Source organism: Peribacillus sp. NPDC006672 (assembly GCF_050274955.1).
Classification (GTDB): Bacteria; Bacillota; Bacilli; order Bacillales; family DSM-1321; genus Peribacillus.
Map to the genome: position 1 here is coordinate 75,315 of NZ_JBNNOR010000014.1, position 16,057 is coordinate 91,371.

The window sequence follows — 16,057 nt, forward strand, 5'->3', positions numbered from 1 at the left end:
AGAAAATTAAAAAAGATTTGTACCAGAACTGATCCTGCTAATAATTGAATAAGTTATGCAATTAACGGCCTTCTTATCAGTCAAACTCATTGACCTTATTGAACTATAGGGAGCTTAAGTTGAACAACGGAGGTAGCTGCGGCTGCAACTATCGGGGCAGGATAGTTCCATAACACAAACTGGAAATATATGTGGTAATATGGGAAGAAATATATTAAAGTAGGTAATTTGTTTTGGAACTCTTAACAGAAAAATTAATTCTTATATCTCTATTTATATTTATTATCCATTCTATCGAAACACTTGCATATGCAGTCAGATTATCTGGTGCAAGAGTAAGATTGTTAGCTTCAGCTCTATCCTTATTTAACTTGATGGTTATGATTTCTCGATTAGCGAATATGATGCAGCAACCATTTACAGGGAGCCTGGTTGATAATGCTCCAAAAGTAAATACACTAGCGTTTGTTGAAAACCAATATGGAGTCATTATTGGTTCATCAACATTAGGAACAATTATAGGTATTCTTTTACTTCCTACTTTTATTGCAATTTTTTCAAGGGCTATTGTTCATTTAGCTGAAGAAAGAGGTTCTATTCCATCTTTGATAAAAAAGGGGTTAACTTTCGAATACATTAAGCGTGGGATAAAACACATTCATTTACCAAGGTTTTCATACTTAAAGGGTATTAGATTGAAAGATATTCCCATAAGATTGTTCTTAATTAATATGGTAATAACTGCAATCTATACGATTGGAGTGTTATCAGCGTTATATGCTGCTTTAATAGCACCAGAAAGAGCAACAACAGCTATTATGGCATCGGGTCTTATAAATGGAATAGCTACAATTTTACTTATAATTTTTATTGACCCTAAAATATCTATTCTTGCGGATGACGTAATAAATCAAAAGGGAAGTTACCTTAATCTCAAGAGTGTATCTCTTATGATGGTTACTTCTCGTTTATTAGGAACGATACTAGCTCAAGTATTTTTTATTCCAGGGGCAGGATATATTGCGTGGTTTACTAAATTTATTGTCTAATAAATATATGATTTCTTATAGACCTAACAGGTGCTTTACTTCTATATGGGGCTGGAAACAGCTCCATTTTCTTATGGAACTAACAGGGCAGTTTAGCTTAAGTGTTAATGGTATAATTTAACATATTTATAATTGCAAAAAAGATGGGGGGATAGAATGAGAAAGTTTATAGTTTTAGGAATTTTATTATTAATCCTTTTAGTTGGTTGCTCAACTGAAACAACTTTAACCAATGATAAAGAAGTTGCAAACCTTGTAAATAATTATTTAGAGGCTTTAGAAACAAAGGATATAACATCAATGGTAAAATACTCTGATGATATAAGATTTCCAGATAAAGTTGATCAAAAAGAGCAATATTCAAATATTGACGATGATATTACTGATACTAAAATAGTAGAGCTTAAAAAAGTAAGTGAAACTGAGTTTGAGGCAACTGTCGAAATTGTTAATAATGGTAAATTAACTGAATTAACTTTCCCTGTTGAGAAACAAAAAACAGGCTGGAAAACTATTGTTGGACGAGATTCATAGCAAATGTAGTCTGTTCTTATTCAAGTAACGGTTGCGTTAACTTAAGGTCGGAGCTGTTTTTAAGGCGGATTTTCTTTATTCACTAAGAGGAGAATGATTTTTCAACACAGTCATTAAGTATTCTATCTTCATTTAATGAACCACTAAATATTTTTGAAGTTGAAGATTATTTTTCAAGAGCTATAAGAGAATTAAGTTTGTAGGAACCTTTACACGAAGAATGTGTAAAATATTATGTTTATGAATTATTAAGAAAAATATTAAATGATGAAGATGATGTTCTTGAAATTGCTTATGAGATATACAACGTAATCCGTGAACATTTCACAAATGAAGAATTACCAGGATGGTATGATATTAGTGAAAAAATTGATGACTTTCGATATGGTGATAACAACAACTATCGTGAAAGAAGCTAAGAAACAATTAAAAAGTTTAAACTAACTGAAGCTTATAGAATAAAAGAAAAGGGGAAATTCCATTATACTTCGGTTTCATTTTTTCGTATTTAAATTTAACAGAGCCGTCTGATTAGAAATAATATAACAAATTACCTAAAATATCTGCACCATTTACCCAGCAATAGCTGTATAACCTTTTAGAGTGATTGTTGTAACTGTAAGACCCTGGCAACAGCTCTAGTATGTTAGTTTGTCCGAAGTATACAGGGGAAAGGAAAGGTTTTTTTCCTCAAAAAAACCTTTCTACTCATGTGTAGAAAGGTTGGTTAAACAATCCTCAATTCTTTCTCTCATCTTCCAAAGCACATTGCTTTGCAGGAATTGGCACAATTTCAGTTAATTAACTAACGGTTGCCGGGCTTCACAGGGCACAGTCCCTCCACCTCTCTTGATAAGAGTCAAACATTATATTCAATTAAACACATTATTTTAAATTCAGCGTGAATATAGTACGAGAGTGATCTTATCATGACCATATCTTATGGTAAAATATTCGGGGCGGTAAGGCAAAGTTCAGTAGTCTATTTTTCGAAAGGAATAAAGCTATCAAAGAGGAAGTATCCCCGCGTCTTACTGCAATCCTTTTTCTTGTATGCTTCATTAGCAATAATCTTTATTCACTTAATAAATGGCAACGGCTTGATGCTCGTGGAAATAAAAAGGGAATTGATGCCCAATTTTCAATTAATGAAGAAAGCTAGTTTATACAATTTAAGAGAAATATGAGGAAAATGATTATCCTATTATTTATAGGAAGCGACATCCAAAAACAATAGCTGTGTAAGAAGAACATACAGATGCATTAGAATTGTGTAAATATCATTTACCAGAGAGCTTACAGTTATCCATTTAATTTTCTTTCGTTAATCGACTCATTCGGAATGGAGTAATGATGAGAACGATAATAAGAACAATTCCCATATAGCCAAAGATTGGATAGAGGGAGGAAACAAGTTTAGTGAAGCCAAAGAAGCTTGCTATAAATCCTATCAACAGTGATGAAAAGACGATTACTTTAAATTTTGTGGTATGCGGATTTGAAAAGCGTGTTCCAAATGAGTAGAACATGCTGACTGCCGAATTGAAAATCATAGCGAACAGAACGAGAGAGTACAGAATACCTAAGAGAGGTGAAACACTGTTGGCGATTCCCAGCATTGGCATATCTAAGTCCGATACAGTATGAATATGTGAGAAAATAGTAAGGTGACTAATCATAACAAGTAGACCTAAAACAGCCCCTCCGACAAGTCCTCCAATGGATGATATCCTTTCATCAGGTTCATTTCCACCCATAACAAGTGTCATGGAAGCCCCCATTGCTATGGTTATTGAAATATAGTTTATTGCAGATATAAGCCAATGTCCCGCAGCTGAATTTTGTTCCACTGCATGTGGTTCAAGTGACGTAAACGATGAATTCATTGTAAACATACTATAAATAAATAGAAAAAGTACGACAAGAATCAGAAATGGTGTGAGGGTTGCAATTACCTTAATCACACGGTCAACTTTCAGCATAACTGTTATCATAACAAGCACAGTCATAAGAATGGTGCCTATAAAGGAAGGTAATCCGAATTGCTGGTTAAAGATTGAGCCTGACCCCGCAATCATGACAATTCCTATACCAAATAGGATGGCGTTCAGAACATAATCAATGATAACGCCGAGAAAGCGACCACAAATCTTATAAATTGCTTCCTGATGCGAATCTGTTTGTGTACGACTGCCAATCTTCATCAGAATCATTCCAAGGTATGCAAAAATAGCGACTGAAATGATAGCTCCAATTGTGCCCAATTTCCCGAAGCTTACAAAATAAAGCATGGTTTCTTGTCCTGAGGCGAACCCTGCTCCGATAAGAATTCCGATAAAAGCACTAGCGATCTTAAGGATTCTCTTCATGTTGTCCTCCGTTTTTCTTACGTTTTTATTTATTCTAACTATTTGATAGGATTATCATTTGATAACCACATCTTTTGTTACATATATTTTACTAAGGAGGATCCATGGCGATAGTTAACTTGGATACCTTCCTCTTATGGTACTGAAGTGCCACAATACTCTCGGGAATTAGTCGATTTCCTGTACGCTGCTGACATCTCTTCATTCATCTCTTTCGAACGTTTCGCTGCATGATGAATCGCTTGTGAAATGGCTCTGCCGCCATTATTTTTTCGCAAAGCCTCAAGTCCGGATGCTGTCGTTCCATTTGGTGAAGTGACTTTATCTCTGAGACTTGCAGGTGTCTCGTCGTTCACCATAATCATCTTGGCTGCGCCTAAAATCGTTTGGGCGACAATCTCACGGACCATCGCTTCATCCATACCCTTTTTAACGCCGGCATATTCCATATGCTCCATTAAATAATAGAAGTAAGCAGGTCCGCTTCCTGCAATTCCTGTAAAAATATCCATTTGCTCTTCTTCAATTAAGAACACTTTTCCCAAACAGCCAAACAGTTCTTTCACTGCTATCACATTGTCCATCGCTGTATGTCTTCCCGGACATAACGCAGTTGCCGACTCCCGGATCATGCTCGACGTATTTGGCATCAACCGCACAACCTGCTGTCCAAGCTGTAGATGACTTTCCATGAATTCAGTGGAAATGCCCGCTAAAACAGAAATCACAACTTGATCCGCTTTTATTTTATCTTTCAATGCATTGAGAGCATCTGCTGCTCCCTGGGGCTTCATTGCCAAAATGAAGATATCAATTTCTTCATATGGCAATGCATCCTTATGGACCGCATGAACTCCATACACGTGATTCATTTCCTTGAGTCGTAATTGATTGCAGCGATTTGTCACATAAATTCTCTCTGCTGGTATGCTCCCCATCTGCACAATTCCTGAAATCATTGACTCTGCCATCGAACCGGCTCCTAAAAATGCCACAGTTTTATCTCTCAACATTATGCCCTCCTAAAAATTCATCGTTCGTATTTCCGTTCGTATTTTTTAGTCATTTTATCGTAACATGCTGAGATTCAGATTCAAGGGAAGAGAGGATATTCACAAGGAAAAGGCCGAGATAGTGAAGGGAAGCGTTATCATTTGGTGCTTACATGCCAGTCAAGCCATTTAATCAGGGATAATCGGCTGTAATCGGAGTATTTGCGGATTTTTTAAGAAAAACGAAATACAACAATTCATGTCATTACAGGTTTTGTCCGTATTTTTTGTCTTAAAATGCCCTTTTAATAATCGCTCTCCCATTTTATCTGAGACTTGACCTTAATTTATTGAGGGGAGAGGCACATTTTAGTCTTTTTATTAATAGTTACCTGACGATCTTTTATCAGGCTTCTTCAAGGGGCACCTTTGGTAGTGTTTTTGATCCAGATATGAGTGAAGAAAAGGCAAATAAAACAAAAGAATTTACTTATAAAGAAATACTTGACCATCTTTCTGGAAGAAAAAAACTTTCAAATGAGGATATCAAAGACTTAAAAAGAGCAGCAAAATATAGAGGATTAATATAAATTAGAAAGAAATCACATTATGTGAACTTTTAAATGTGCGATTTTTTATATTATCATACATTCAAAAATTGAAATGAAAAAGTAACTTAATGAACTAAAGGGGCCTATTAGTTGAATACGGTGTTAATTTTATCTATTTAACAATAGAGATATATGGTTGAAGAAAAAGAAGTAATACAGTTTAATATTAGTTTCGATAAACTGTATCATAAGTAAATGAGGTTATTGTGAATGAACAAGAGAGATAGGTATATTCTTCATTCGAATATGCCTATTTTTATTTTGATGAAAATTAAATATATTAAATTGTTCCTGAATTATTTGGAGATTGGTAATCGAGAAAATAATATAATTGCTCAAAGTGTAAAATATTTAATATTTTTTGTAACGTAATTAAATTCTAGGAGTTATATAAGTGAAAGGGGTGAAAAGAGTTGGACTTTGAGGAAATCTATCGAGAATACTTTCAAGAAGTTTATTTGTTTATCAAATCATTAAGTCACGATGAAAGTATAGCTGAAGAAATTACGCAAGAGGCTTTTTTTAAAACATTAAAAGCAATTGAAAAATTCGATGGTTCTAAAGATATTCGAGCGTGGCTTTTTACAATCGCAAAAAATACATATTTTTCATATTACAAAAAAAAGAAAAGACAAATAGATTCAGATTTAATAGACGAACCAAGTACAGGAGTTCAAATTGTAAAGCATTTGATGAATGAGGAAGTTGCCTTTACTGTTCATCAGTTTCTTCACTTGATGGATGAGCCATATAAGGAAGTCTTTTCACTACGCACTTTTGGAGAATTACCTTATGAGAAAATAGGGAGACTCTTTGGAAAGAGCGCAGGATGGGCAAGGGTGACCTTTTACAGAGCGAGAAAACAAATTGTTGAGTATATGGAGGAGATGAATCATGAAAGAGATTAAATGCACAATCATTCAAGATATTTTACCTCTTTATATTGATGAGGTAGTTAGTCAAGATACAAAAGAAATGGTAGACAAGCATTTAAAGCAATGTGAAAAATGTCAAAAAGAATATGAAGTAATGAAACATGACCTCTATATTCCAGCAGAAAATAAAGCATCTATTTTTGAAAAAATCAATAAAAAATGGCGTAAGAAAAAAGTGATAATTTCAATTGCTTCCATTTTTGCTACGGCTATAATTTTATTAGGAGCGTTTTCATATACTTTTTATTATGAAAGGCTTATTCCATACTCGAAAAATCTAATTAAAATTGAAATGCAAAATGATAATCAATTGGTTTCTCATTATTACGGTAAAAGTTATGCTAGTGTTAATGAGACCCATCCTATGCCACTTGAAATTGACGGAGAGAAAAAGAATGTGAGTTTTATCTCTTATAAAGAAACAATTGCTGATTCCCCTTCAAGAAGCCTAATTAATAACGAGAAGAATCTTAATGAACAGGATTATATCTGGGAATTTTCTGAAAGTGAAAAAATTGATGCTGTATATTATGTAGATTATGATATAGAAAAGATCGCTGCTGGAAAAGATTCTTGGGATTCAATTTTAGAACGTGCAGTATTAATTTGGGAGAAATAACAGATTCTTTTTCTTATTAGAAACAAGTAAGATCTAGAGAAAATGTCATTATTCTATGAGGGTAAGTCAGTAACCGCAAATAGACCAGTAAAGGAGAACCATACCACGAGAAAAAATAGTACTCAAATTATGTAATATCCTAGGTCTTTAGTCAATGGGGTACGATTCTTGAGTAAGAATTGCTTTTTCTTATTGAACTAAAGGGTGCGTTAGTTTATTAAGAAAAATAAAAAATCGATTTCTTAATGTAAAGGAAATCGATTTTTTTATTTTAATGGGATTTCGAAATCTCCAATAGTCAAAGTGTTCCCATCTTTTATTTTGTAATTTTTACGATATAATTCCATCATAATATCGCCAGCTTGATCTGTGCTGTCTTTATATTCGGATTGAGGTTTATAAGTAAAAGGGAAGACTTTTTTATATACTTGAACTGAATTTCCTCTGTATTTTTCTCCAATGATTTTGTAAGTATGATAGCTTACTGCGTAGTCATCCTTTAAATTTCGATCTTCTATTATATGATACTCTTGGGCAATGTAAAGTCTAGGTAAAATAGAAATGACAAGGACAATAAATATGACAAGACTTATAATTAGTTGAATTTTTGTATTTCTGAAATATAAGAATGAAGCTATCCAATAAATAGTTAAAAAGAAGAAATCAGGGATCAGTGTTCCCATAATAAACTCTTTTCCATCAGGAGAGATAAGAGCAAATTTTAAAGAAAGTAGAATCAACATTACAAACCGTAGAGTTAAATAAACTACTGATAAAGAAATAAAAAACAAGTAAACGTTATTTTTAATTCCTTTTGTTTTTAGTTTCAAAATAGGTCACCTCTACTCAACAATAACATAATTTCCAAAAATTGATTATTGATCAATTCACAGGAAAAAGGGATATTTTGTTAAAACTAATAATCGGATGTTATCTGAAGCTCTTCAATTTTTAATTGATTATCTTATGAATAAAAAGTTTATTCTTGAAGATTTAAAAAGAAAATAAAGTTATTAAGCTAACGGGTGCGTTAGTTCTTTAAAGAGCTGTGACGTTCAGCTCTTTTCTTATGGAGCTAAAGGAGCAGGATTGTAGTATAAGATTGTAGTCAATTTAAGATGTTAATTGTTCTATTTTTGGTACAATAAAGAAAAAAATAAAAGTGGGGATTATTTACATGAAACAAAATGGGGAGTATTCAAATGACTACTACACTACTTAAACTAATTGCATTAGTTTCTATGTTTATTGATCATACCGGGCAATTCATCCCTGATACTCCAGAATATTTTAGATGGATTGGCAGGTTGGCTATCCCAATTTTCATATATTGTGTTGTTTTAGGATACAAGCATACATCTAACAGAAAGAAATACATGTTACGTTTGTATTTTTCAGGAGTTGCTATGGCCTTTATTAATTTAGGAATTAACATTGCCTATAGCCATACAGGGGTCATTATAACAAACAATTTCTTTGCAACTTTATTTGTAATTGTTCTAGTAATTTATTTATTGGATAAAAGGCAGGTAAGACTATATGTGTACTTTATTTTATGGCAACTGATTAGTACTATCTTATGTGTACTTTTTTCAGAGATTATAGTGATTAATTTTCAGGCAGACCATTTATTTTATGGAGCAATATTAGGAAATATATTCTTTGTTGAGGGTGGTATGTTCTTTGTATTGCTGGGTATTCTACTTTATTTAAGTAGAAGTAAAGTAGGAATTACTATTGTATATATCATTTTTCACTTGATTATCTTTACTGCTTACGCTAAATGGGGAGTTGTCAAGGACGGTATTATAAATCATTTATTTCCGTTTAGTGATTACCAATGGATGATGATTTCTGCACTGCCACTATTATTACTCTACAATGGGAAAAAAGGTACTGGATTAAAATATTTCTTTTATTTCTTCTATCCTATTCATATTATAATTCTTTTTTTAATCGGGATAAATCTCCGTTAAAAAGTTTTGGAGTCGCAGGCCCCCTTATCCAATACAAATAAAAGCCGATCCTTCCTTAGCGTAGGAAACTTTGAATCGTCTACACTTATCTGGACAGATATTTTAAGGGCAGCTTTTCTTAATGAACTATCGGGGCAGGATAGTTCATTAAGGAAATACAAGATGAAATATAATGAATTTTTAATGTTGAAAATTGTAAATTGAGAGGAAGCTTCAGATTGAAAAAATACGGTGTAGCAATTCTTTATCTATTAGGAGGAGGACTATTTTTAGCAATTGGTTATTCAAGTTTTGCTCAAGATCTATTAGAAGAACTTACTACGCAAATGAATAATCCTGAATTGTCAATTGGATTTGGTTATATTTTTCTGATTGTTGGCATTATTCATTTCTTAATAAACAGTCTTAAAAGGAAATAACTAGTTAACTTTCTGATATTACTAACAAGCACATAATTCCAAAAGGGTGCATTACTTCTATATGGGGCTGGAAACAGCTCCTTTTCTTATAGAACTAAAGGGGCAGTTTAGTTGCATAAAAACATTGGATTTTTATGGTAAAATAAATCAAGGAGATGGTTATTTGAGTAGAGAAAAAAGAGGTTCGAAAAATAGACAGGTTATTATTTGGGCTATAATCACTATTGTTTTATTTGTAATTTGGCTTTTAACAAAATAATTTTTATTCAACTAAAGGTGCATTAGCTAAAGATCAGAGCTGTCTTTAAGGCAACTTTTTCTTTATGCAACTATCGGGGCAGGATAGTGCAAAATCATACGTAATATAACTATTCTGAATATTTGGTATTTAGTGGTATAATCAAGAGAAAAATAGAAATGAGCTGAATCTTCTTGAAAATAAAAAGCCTTTTTGTTGCACTATTTTTGTGTTTATTTGTTGTAAGTGGTTGTACATCAACCAAGGTGCAAGAACCTCAAAATCCAAATAAACTCAGTCTGCCTGAAGATATTCCCAATTTTGTAACGGAAAAAGATTTTGAAAAGATAGATTGGGATAGGACGGCTACCGAATTTGATACAGGTACAAGTAGTAGTGATATGGTTGGAAACAAAAATAAACTTGGCATAATAGGACCAGCATTAAAACCAAATAAAGTGGAAAAGTGGTTGTGGCATTTTTGGGGGATTGATAAAGGTGAATTAACAATCGTTGGTTACAACCAAGATACTTCAAATATAAGTCCTGTTTTAAGTGATGGGGTTTGGTCTAGGACTGGTGTCGGTGGTGGTAAAATTAATGGAGCAGATGCGAGTTTGCCTTCGAATGTCGCGCTACCAAAAGCAGGGAAATGGGCGCTCTTAGTTTATATTGATGGCAAATTATTCGATACATTGGTTATGGATATAAAGGGAAAACCTTCTATGGAACTAGTAGATGCGAATGTAGATATTGTTAAAGATAAAAGTTTACTTGGTTCAATTAAGATAACTGAAGGAGAAGGAAAGGGAGATGAGCTGATACCGACAGCTTTATTTTATGAATTCACCATTAAAAATACTGGTAATAAAACAGTAGGAATTGGAGAAGTTGATAAAGGAATTGAACTTAAGATTGAGCCCAAAGAAAAATTAAAATCGGTGTCTGAAGACGTAATAGGCTTCAATATTTATAATCCTGAAGATTATAAAGAGAGTGGTCTAGGGTTCGGTCATACTTTTCCATCAGATCTTAAGTCTGACCAAAAGGGTAAGTATACTCTTAACTACGATTTAGGTGTAAGCGAAGAAAATTCCCAAGTTCCACTACTTGTACCTTCAAAAGAAAAATTAGATGAACTTAAAGAGAATGCATTTAATGCTTTTTTAGTTGTAACAATCGAAAATCAAGAAATAGCAAGATTTGACCTGAATAAACTTAAAAACTAACTTTCATTTTAAATTTATTTGTTAAACTAACAGTTGCTTTACTTCTATATGGGGCTGGAAACAGCTCCATTTTCTTATTGAACTAAATGGGCAGTATAGTTGAACAAGCACATATTTTTTAGGAATATTGACAGACTACCTTATAAAACTAGGTGGTATCTAAAAATGAAACTTAAATTAATTTTTATCTTTGCTATTATACTGACATTCGGATTAACCGTACAAAATCAAGTGTTTGCAGAAACAAATACGTCTGCAATCGAAAAAAAACACACTGATATTTATGATGCATTTTTAGCATTATTAAATCCCTATGCAGAAGAAGCAATTAGAAAAAAATATCCTGAACGTAGTTATGCACTATGGAACGCAGAAATTTTAGAAGTAACTCGAAAAACAGGTGGCTATTCTCAATATGATTTTAACGTAAAAGTTAAATATGATACTTATACAGGACCTTTTAACCCTCCAGAGGGATTTGTTACATTAACATTTAATGTAACAATTGAAGGGGTTACGGTAACTGAATTTAAAGAGTAATCTTAGGAAGTAAGATTGTGAAATAAATAACTTAAACTAACGGGTGCGTTAGTTCACTAAAAGAGTAAAGGAGAGTACATATTATACATGGCTAATATGTACTCTCCTTTATTTATTAAGGTTTTTTATAATTAGGTCTAGATAATTTTGAAAACTAACAAACATTAAAGGACCGTCAATAGACCTGTTTTTTGTACGAAAGAAGGATGGCCACCAAGTTTCGACGAATATATCAATATACTTTTTGGAGGTGTTGGATATGGGAATTTGTTGTGGAGAGTGTCACGTTGAATTAAAGAGTGATGATTATGTCACATTGGATGAATTTAGCACGCTGAGGCACACATATTGCGGTTATGATCTTATTGCCGAGCTGATCAAAGACATTGGGACTTATCGAAATATCAAAACAAAGTATTGGTTTTCCCGTGAGCGTACTAAATGAAAATCGGTAAAATCTTGGAGTTAATTAAAACTGATACACCAGCGAATATTGTGGATGGATTTCAAGTTATATACTTATTAATGGACCCGCATCCTGGGGAGGTCCTGTTGGTGTAATAATCGCATATTTAATAAGGTTCTTTTGGGAATATAGGCAATTTAAAAGAGATACTAAAGAATCAAATAAATTTTTACATAATTGACGGAGTTTTTAATAATATTAAGAATTTCGTTTCTTGTTTTACCAACTTTTTAACTTTGTGAATAAATGTACTTAAACTAACGGGTGCGTTAGCTGAAGATCTGAGCTGTCTTTTAAGGCAGCTTTTCTTAATAATCTAAAGGGGCAGGATAGTTGCATAAAAAAATGTAATTTTATGTTAAAATAATGGTGGAGATATGTATAAAAAAGGAGATAGTTTAATATGTCAACTTGTCAGAATTGCGGTTATAAGTGGAGCAGGAATGAAATATAAAATAATTTTTGGACTTGTCATATTTAATGTCTTAGTATTTATGTATAAAATAGAGTCAATTGTTCCATTTATAATTGCTGCTGGATTAGTAGGGCTTTATAAAGGTACTAAAACCGGTTCTGATTTTAAAAAGATATTTAACATACATAAAGTCGATTTCTCTTTAAAAGAATCAACAACTAGAATTGAACTATTAGGTGCCTTAATAATGTCATTAAGTACGGACATACTCTCATTTGAATACTATTTTTATGATGGCTTATTAAGTGCAAATTTCATTTATGTAGTATTCCACGTATTATACTCATTACTGTTTGGTTTACTTTTGTTTAGGTTTCTATTTCTAAATATATTTGAAGAGTCACATAATAGTAGAAAAAGCATGAACCAATGAAAATTTAGGCTTAGAAGGTTGCTGAGGCGGCCTTTTTTTATAATGGACAGTAAAAAAGGGAAGTGGAAAATGGAAAGTGAATCTTCGTTAAGAGAACATTTACGTCAACTGAAAGAGAAGTTGTTAAAACCAGAAATTCGTACATCACAAAAAGAGCTTAATAATTTACTTGCAGATAATTTTTTTGAATTTGGAAGTTCTGGTAAATTCTTGTACAAAGATGAGGGCATTGGTGAAGAAGGAATAGGTAAGGTAAAGATGACAATGAGTGATTTTGAAATACATCCATTGTCTGAAGAAATAGTGTTAGCTACCTACCGAATTTTTAACGAAGTAAAAAAACAACATTCATTGCGAAGTTCAATTTGGAAATTTAGATATGGAAGATGGAAAATGTTTTTTCACCAAGGTACAAAAACAACTCCTTCACTTTAGTTTCTAAATGAACTAAACAGGTGCGTTAGCTTAAGATTGGAGCTTTGTATAAGAGTTTTTTCTTTATGCAACTATCGGGGAAGTGTAGTTCATTAAAGGAGATAAGGGTTTTAATAGCTCATTTAAGAATTGATTAATGATAAAACAAGGAAATAATTTCCTTATTAATTGGGGTGAAGGAATGTATTGGAAATTAAGGATTCCTCTTTTTTTGTTTGTTATGGGTGTTACATCTGGTCTTTATCAAAAGTTTCCTGACCTTTTTCTTGTACATACATCTTATTTTATAAGAAGTGTTGTATTTATTGGCCTAATTGGAATCATCTTTACAATTTTAGAAAATACAAAAGTAAACGAAAAAAAAGTACATATTATTTTTGGGATCTTGTTAATTTGTTCGGGAATTATAATTGATAATCTAATGGTGTAAAGACCATCTTAATCAGATAGCAGATGCGTTACTTCAATATCAGGAGCTGAAACTGGTAAAATAAAAATAAAGAACTGAAAAAGATTTTATTTTGCCTTTAAGTGATGATAATTGTTCTGATGTAATTTTGATTGGTACTAACTTTTTTGAAGCTCAAGATAGGGAAAACGTGAGGAAACACTTTTCAAGTATAAGTATGTTATGAAAGTTTATACGAATGAATTTGTAGGTATATGGTTTAATAATTATTACAAAAGTGCATATCCAAAAAGCCATAAAGAAGGCAAATGAAAATCCAAGGCATTATGTAATCTTTTGGATATTCATCTTTGGTAAGGGAATAATTGTCAAGTTGGTTGGTAATGAATTAGAAGATAGAAATGTTGAATTTGACCAAACTATCATACTTAATAATTAAGGTATCTGTGACATTGAACTATATGAGAATACACTACTGGTAATAAAAAAGAACTAACAGGTACATTAGTAAAAAAATTAAAGGGTGATCAATAATTGAGAAATCCAGTAAAGATTCAGGCCATTTTTGAAGAATTGGAAATGCAGTTTGATGAGTCTCGGACATTTTTAAATGTAAAAACTGGTGAAATCATTTCAGTAACTTTGGATGACTTGAGAGCAGCTGAAGATGAAGAAGAATTCGGGCATTTACCTGAGTGGGAACAAGAAGATAGAAAAATTGCTAATGATGTATTTGAGAACTTTGAGAATTACAAGGAACTCCCAACAAAATATGAAGTAAATGAATATGGGATCATAGAAGACTTTTGCTTTACTGTTAGTGATGAAAGAAAGCAAGATAAATTATTAAGTTCAATTAAGGGGAAGGGCGCTTTTAGAAGGTTTAAGGATAAAATCATTGACTTTGAAATGGAGGACCAATGGTATTCTTATCGTGACGAACGATATAAACAAATTGCGATTAAATGGTGTCTAGACAATAACATAAACTTTATTGATAATTAGCCATTAAAAATGTATGGCATGAGACCTATGGCTGAATAAGGTGATTGCACTTTGTTCAATTAACGGGTGGAGAAGGTTAGACGTTCTCATAGTACGGGAGTAGTTGAATGACTAAATACTCCCCACCGACTCCAAAAGATTGCCTGGAATGCATCCTCTTGAAAAACATTAATAACAATGGGGAAGCCTTGGATTGTCACCACTAAATCAATCAGTTTAAAGAAAGTTCTTACATTGTTTTTACTAGTAGGTAATAAATAACGCAGAAAGGATTTAAATAATCCGTTTCTGCGTTTTGAACTTTTTTAACAGGTAAATTTATTAGTATTATTGAGATTTTTTTTCAAAAAACATATTTAAATCAGTTTTGTCTGTATCCTCTGCTAAAGCATTATGTATACTAGTGTTTAATAATTGCATTTTTTGTTTTTCAAAAAATGGGACACTTATCAAATAGGGTGTTCCTGACTTTTCAATGTTTAATATTGTTTGAATTCCATTACCAGCAATCCCTATACCTAAGATTAGTAGTATCAAACCAAGGATAAAGCTATTGCCCAAAGAACCCAATCCCATGAAAAATAAAATTAAACCAAAAATCATTGGTTTAATAAAGTATTTGGTAGACAACATTGCTCCAGAAATATTTTTAAAAGGGATACTTTGTTGGTCTTTACCAGCAGGGATAAATCCTAATAATGTGTTTGATAAGTTTGTTTTTACAAATCTATTATCGACCGCTACTTTACCTTTTACCCAAAAGAAAAGTAAACTAGTTGAAAATTCGATTTCTTTCATTTTTTTGTCTCCTCTTATAAAAGTTTATTAATGAAAATATAACAATACTATATTACCGTGAAAGCTAACAAAAATGTAAAAAACTTTAAAAAAGGCAGTTAAATTATCACAGGACTATTATACTGCTGAACCTGTTGAATTTGGTTTAGTAGGTAATGGAATCTATTTATGAGAGAGAACAGAGATGACTTCTTCTCAGCATGATTTTAAATAGGTCTTATATGATAAAGTTTGGAAAGTAAAATAAAATGAAATCTATGATTATATTAATGTGAAAAAATTGAGGGAATATTTATAGATTTCATAGATGAGATTAAGCTAAAACTAGTATAGATGTTAGACACCCGACACTCATTCACTCATATGATATCCAGCTTTATTACAAAATAAAATAATAGACTAAGGTATGAGTGTTATAAAGACATTTAATTATAGACTTAGCAAAAAATTAATATGAGTGTTTTATTTTCCTTAAAGACCTCATTTAGATACATTACGGTTAGCCGAACCATAAGTAAATGAGGTTTTCTAATGTAATTTTAAAGAACAAAAATTCAATTCTTAGATCAAAATTTCCTTTAACCA

General features: G+C 32.2%; 18 protein-coding genes and 1 riboswitch. Of the genes, 14 read left to right on the forward strand and 4 right to left on the reverse strand.

Annotation, left to right across the window (positions count from 1 at the left end):
* The first annotated feature begins 233 nt into the window (after positions 1–233).
* Positions 234–1,049 (forward strand): lipid II flippase Amj family protein, encoded by an 816-nt coding sequence (locus ACQKKK_RS20385; RefSeq protein ID WP_427618611.1) that lies wholly within the window; start codon positions 234–236, stop codon positions 1,047–1,049.
* Positions 1,050–1,205: 156 nt separating this feature from the next.
* Positions 1,206–1,583 carry a hypothetical protein gene (locus ACQKKK_RS20390; protein WP_427618612.1) on the forward strand — a complete coding sequence of 126 codons (378 nt, stop codon included), beginning with the start codon at positions 1,206–1,208 and terminating at the stop codon, positions 1,581–1,583.
* A gap of 748 nt (positions 1,584–2,331) precedes the next feature.
* A riboswitch (SAM riboswitch) is annotated at positions 2,332–2,442 on the reverse strand.
* A gap of 451 nt (positions 2,443–2,893) precedes the next feature.
* On the opposite strand, the gene ACQKKK_RS20395 is transcribed toward ACQKKK_RS20390, so the two are convergent.
* Together ACQKKK_RS20395 and proC are read right to left on the reverse strand one after the other, a co-directional pair.
* On the reverse strand, positions 2,894–3,952 hold the full coding sequence (locus ACQKKK_RS20395) for a YkvI family membrane protein (protein ID WP_427618614.1): 1,059 nt from the start codon (positions 3,950–3,952) through the stop codon (positions 2,894–2,896).
* 134 nt (positions 3,953–4,086) lie between these two features.
* Complete coding sequence (proC, locus tag ACQKKK_RS20400; RefSeq protein ID WP_427618616.1) at positions 4,087–4,965, reverse strand: pyrroline-5-carboxylate reductase; 879 nt, start codon at positions 4,963–4,965, stop codon at positions 4,087–4,089.
* A 431-nt stretch (positions 4,966–5,396) separates the two neighbouring features.
* On the opposite strand from proC, the gene ACQKKK_RS20405 reads away from it, so the two are divergent.
* The 3 genes from ACQKKK_RS20405 (at position 5,397) to ACQKKK_RS20415 (ending at position 7,109) form a co-directional block, all read left to right on the forward strand.
* Positions 5,397–5,534, forward strand: a complete 138-nt coding sequence (locus ACQKKK_RS20405) for a hypothetical protein (RefSeq protein ID WP_427618618.1) — start codon at positions 5,397–5,399, stop codon at positions 5,532–5,534.
* A gap of 434 nt (positions 5,535–5,968) precedes the next feature.
* Positions 5,969–6,463, forward strand: a complete 495-nt coding sequence (locus tag ACQKKK_RS20410; protein ID WP_427618620.1) for an RNA polymerase sigma factor — start codon at positions 5,969–5,971, stop codon at positions 6,461–6,463.
* Positions 6,450–7,109 carry a zf-HC2 domain-containing protein gene (locus ACQKKK_RS20415; protein ID WP_427618622.1) on the forward strand — a complete coding sequence of 220 codons (660 nt, stop codon included), beginning with the start codon at positions 6,450–6,452 and terminating at the stop codon, positions 7,107–7,109. The genes ACQKKK_RS20410 and ACQKKK_RS20415 overlap by 14 nt, the downstream gene beginning before the upstream one ends.
* 266 nt (positions 7,110–7,375) lie before the next feature.
* Here the strand turns inward: ACQKKK_RS20415 and ACQKKK_RS20420 are convergent, their stop codons facing one another.
* Positions 7,376–7,939, reverse strand: coding sequence for a hypothetical protein (locus ACQKKK_RS20420; protein WP_427618624.1), 564 nt, complete (start codon positions 7,937–7,939; stop codon positions 7,376–7,378).
* 372 nt (positions 7,940–8,311) lie between these two features.
* Here ACQKKK_RS20420 and ACQKKK_RS20425 point away from each other — a divergent pair, with 372 nt between their 5' ends.
* The 9 genes from ACQKKK_RS20425 to ACQKKK_RS20465 all read left to right on the forward strand — a co-directional run bounded on the left by ACQKKK_RS20425 (position 8,312) and on the right by ACQKKK_RS20465 (position 14,674).
* Complete coding sequence (locus ACQKKK_RS20425; RefSeq protein WP_427618626.1) at positions 8,312–9,085, forward strand: TraX family protein; 774 nt, start codon at positions 8,312–8,314, stop codon at positions 9,083–9,085.
* A gap of 218 nt (positions 9,086–9,303) precedes the next feature.
* Complete coding sequence (locus ACQKKK_RS20430) at positions 9,304–9,504, forward strand: hypothetical protein (protein WP_427618628.1); 201 nt, start codon at positions 9,304–9,306, stop codon at positions 9,502–9,504.
* A 61-nt stretch (positions 9,505–9,565) separates the two neighbouring features.
* Positions 9,566–9,763, forward strand: a complete 198-nt coding sequence (locus ACQKKK_RS20435; RefSeq protein ID WP_427618629.1) for a hypothetical protein — start codon at positions 9,566–9,568, stop codon at positions 9,761–9,763.
* Between the two features lie 173 nt (positions 9,764–9,936).
* Positions 9,937–10,971: a hypothetical protein gene (locus ACQKKK_RS20440; protein ID WP_427618631.1), complete on the forward strand. Its 1,035-nt coding sequence runs from the start codon at positions 9,937–9,939 to the stop codon at positions 10,969–10,971.
* Positions 10,972–11,136: 165 nt separating this feature from the next.
* Complete coding sequence (locus ACQKKK_RS20445; RefSeq protein ID WP_427618632.1) at positions 11,137–11,511, forward strand: DUF3888 domain-containing protein; 375 nt, start codon at positions 11,137–11,139, stop codon at positions 11,509–11,511.
* 259 nt (positions 11,512–11,770) lie between these two features.
* The gene (locus ACQKKK_RS20450; protein WP_034306238.1) at positions 11,771–11,956 is read left to right on the forward strand and encodes a hypothetical protein; all 186 of its coding nucleotides are present in this window, start codon (positions 11,771–11,773) and stop codon (positions 11,954–11,956) included.
* Positions 11,957–12,354: 398 nt separating this feature from the next.
* Positions 12,355–12,825, forward strand: a complete 471-nt coding sequence (locus tag ACQKKK_RS20455) for a hypothetical protein (RefSeq protein WP_427618633.1) — start codon at positions 12,355–12,357, stop codon at positions 12,823–12,825.
* Positions 12,826–12,894: 69 nt separating this feature from the next.
* A complete protein-coding gene (locus ACQKKK_RS20460) occupies positions 12,895–13,260 on the forward strand; it encodes a DUF4440 domain-containing protein (RefSeq protein ID WP_427618698.1) in 366 nt (121 codons plus the stop codon).
* 943 nt (positions 13,261–14,203) lie between these two features.
* Positions 14,204–14,674: a UPF0158 family protein gene (locus ACQKKK_RS20465; protein WP_427618635.1), complete on the forward strand. Its 471-nt coding sequence runs from the start codon at positions 14,204–14,206 to the stop codon at positions 14,672–14,674.
* Between the two features lie 327 nt (positions 14,675–15,001).
* On the opposite strand, the gene ACQKKK_RS20470 is transcribed toward ACQKKK_RS20465, so the two are convergent.
* The gene (locus ACQKKK_RS20470) at positions 15,002–15,472 is read right to left on the reverse strand and encodes a hypothetical protein (RefSeq protein ID WP_427618636.1); all 471 of its coding nucleotides are present in this window, start codon (positions 15,470–15,472) and stop codon (positions 15,002–15,004) included.
* Positions 15,473–16,057: the final 585 nt, after the last annotated feature.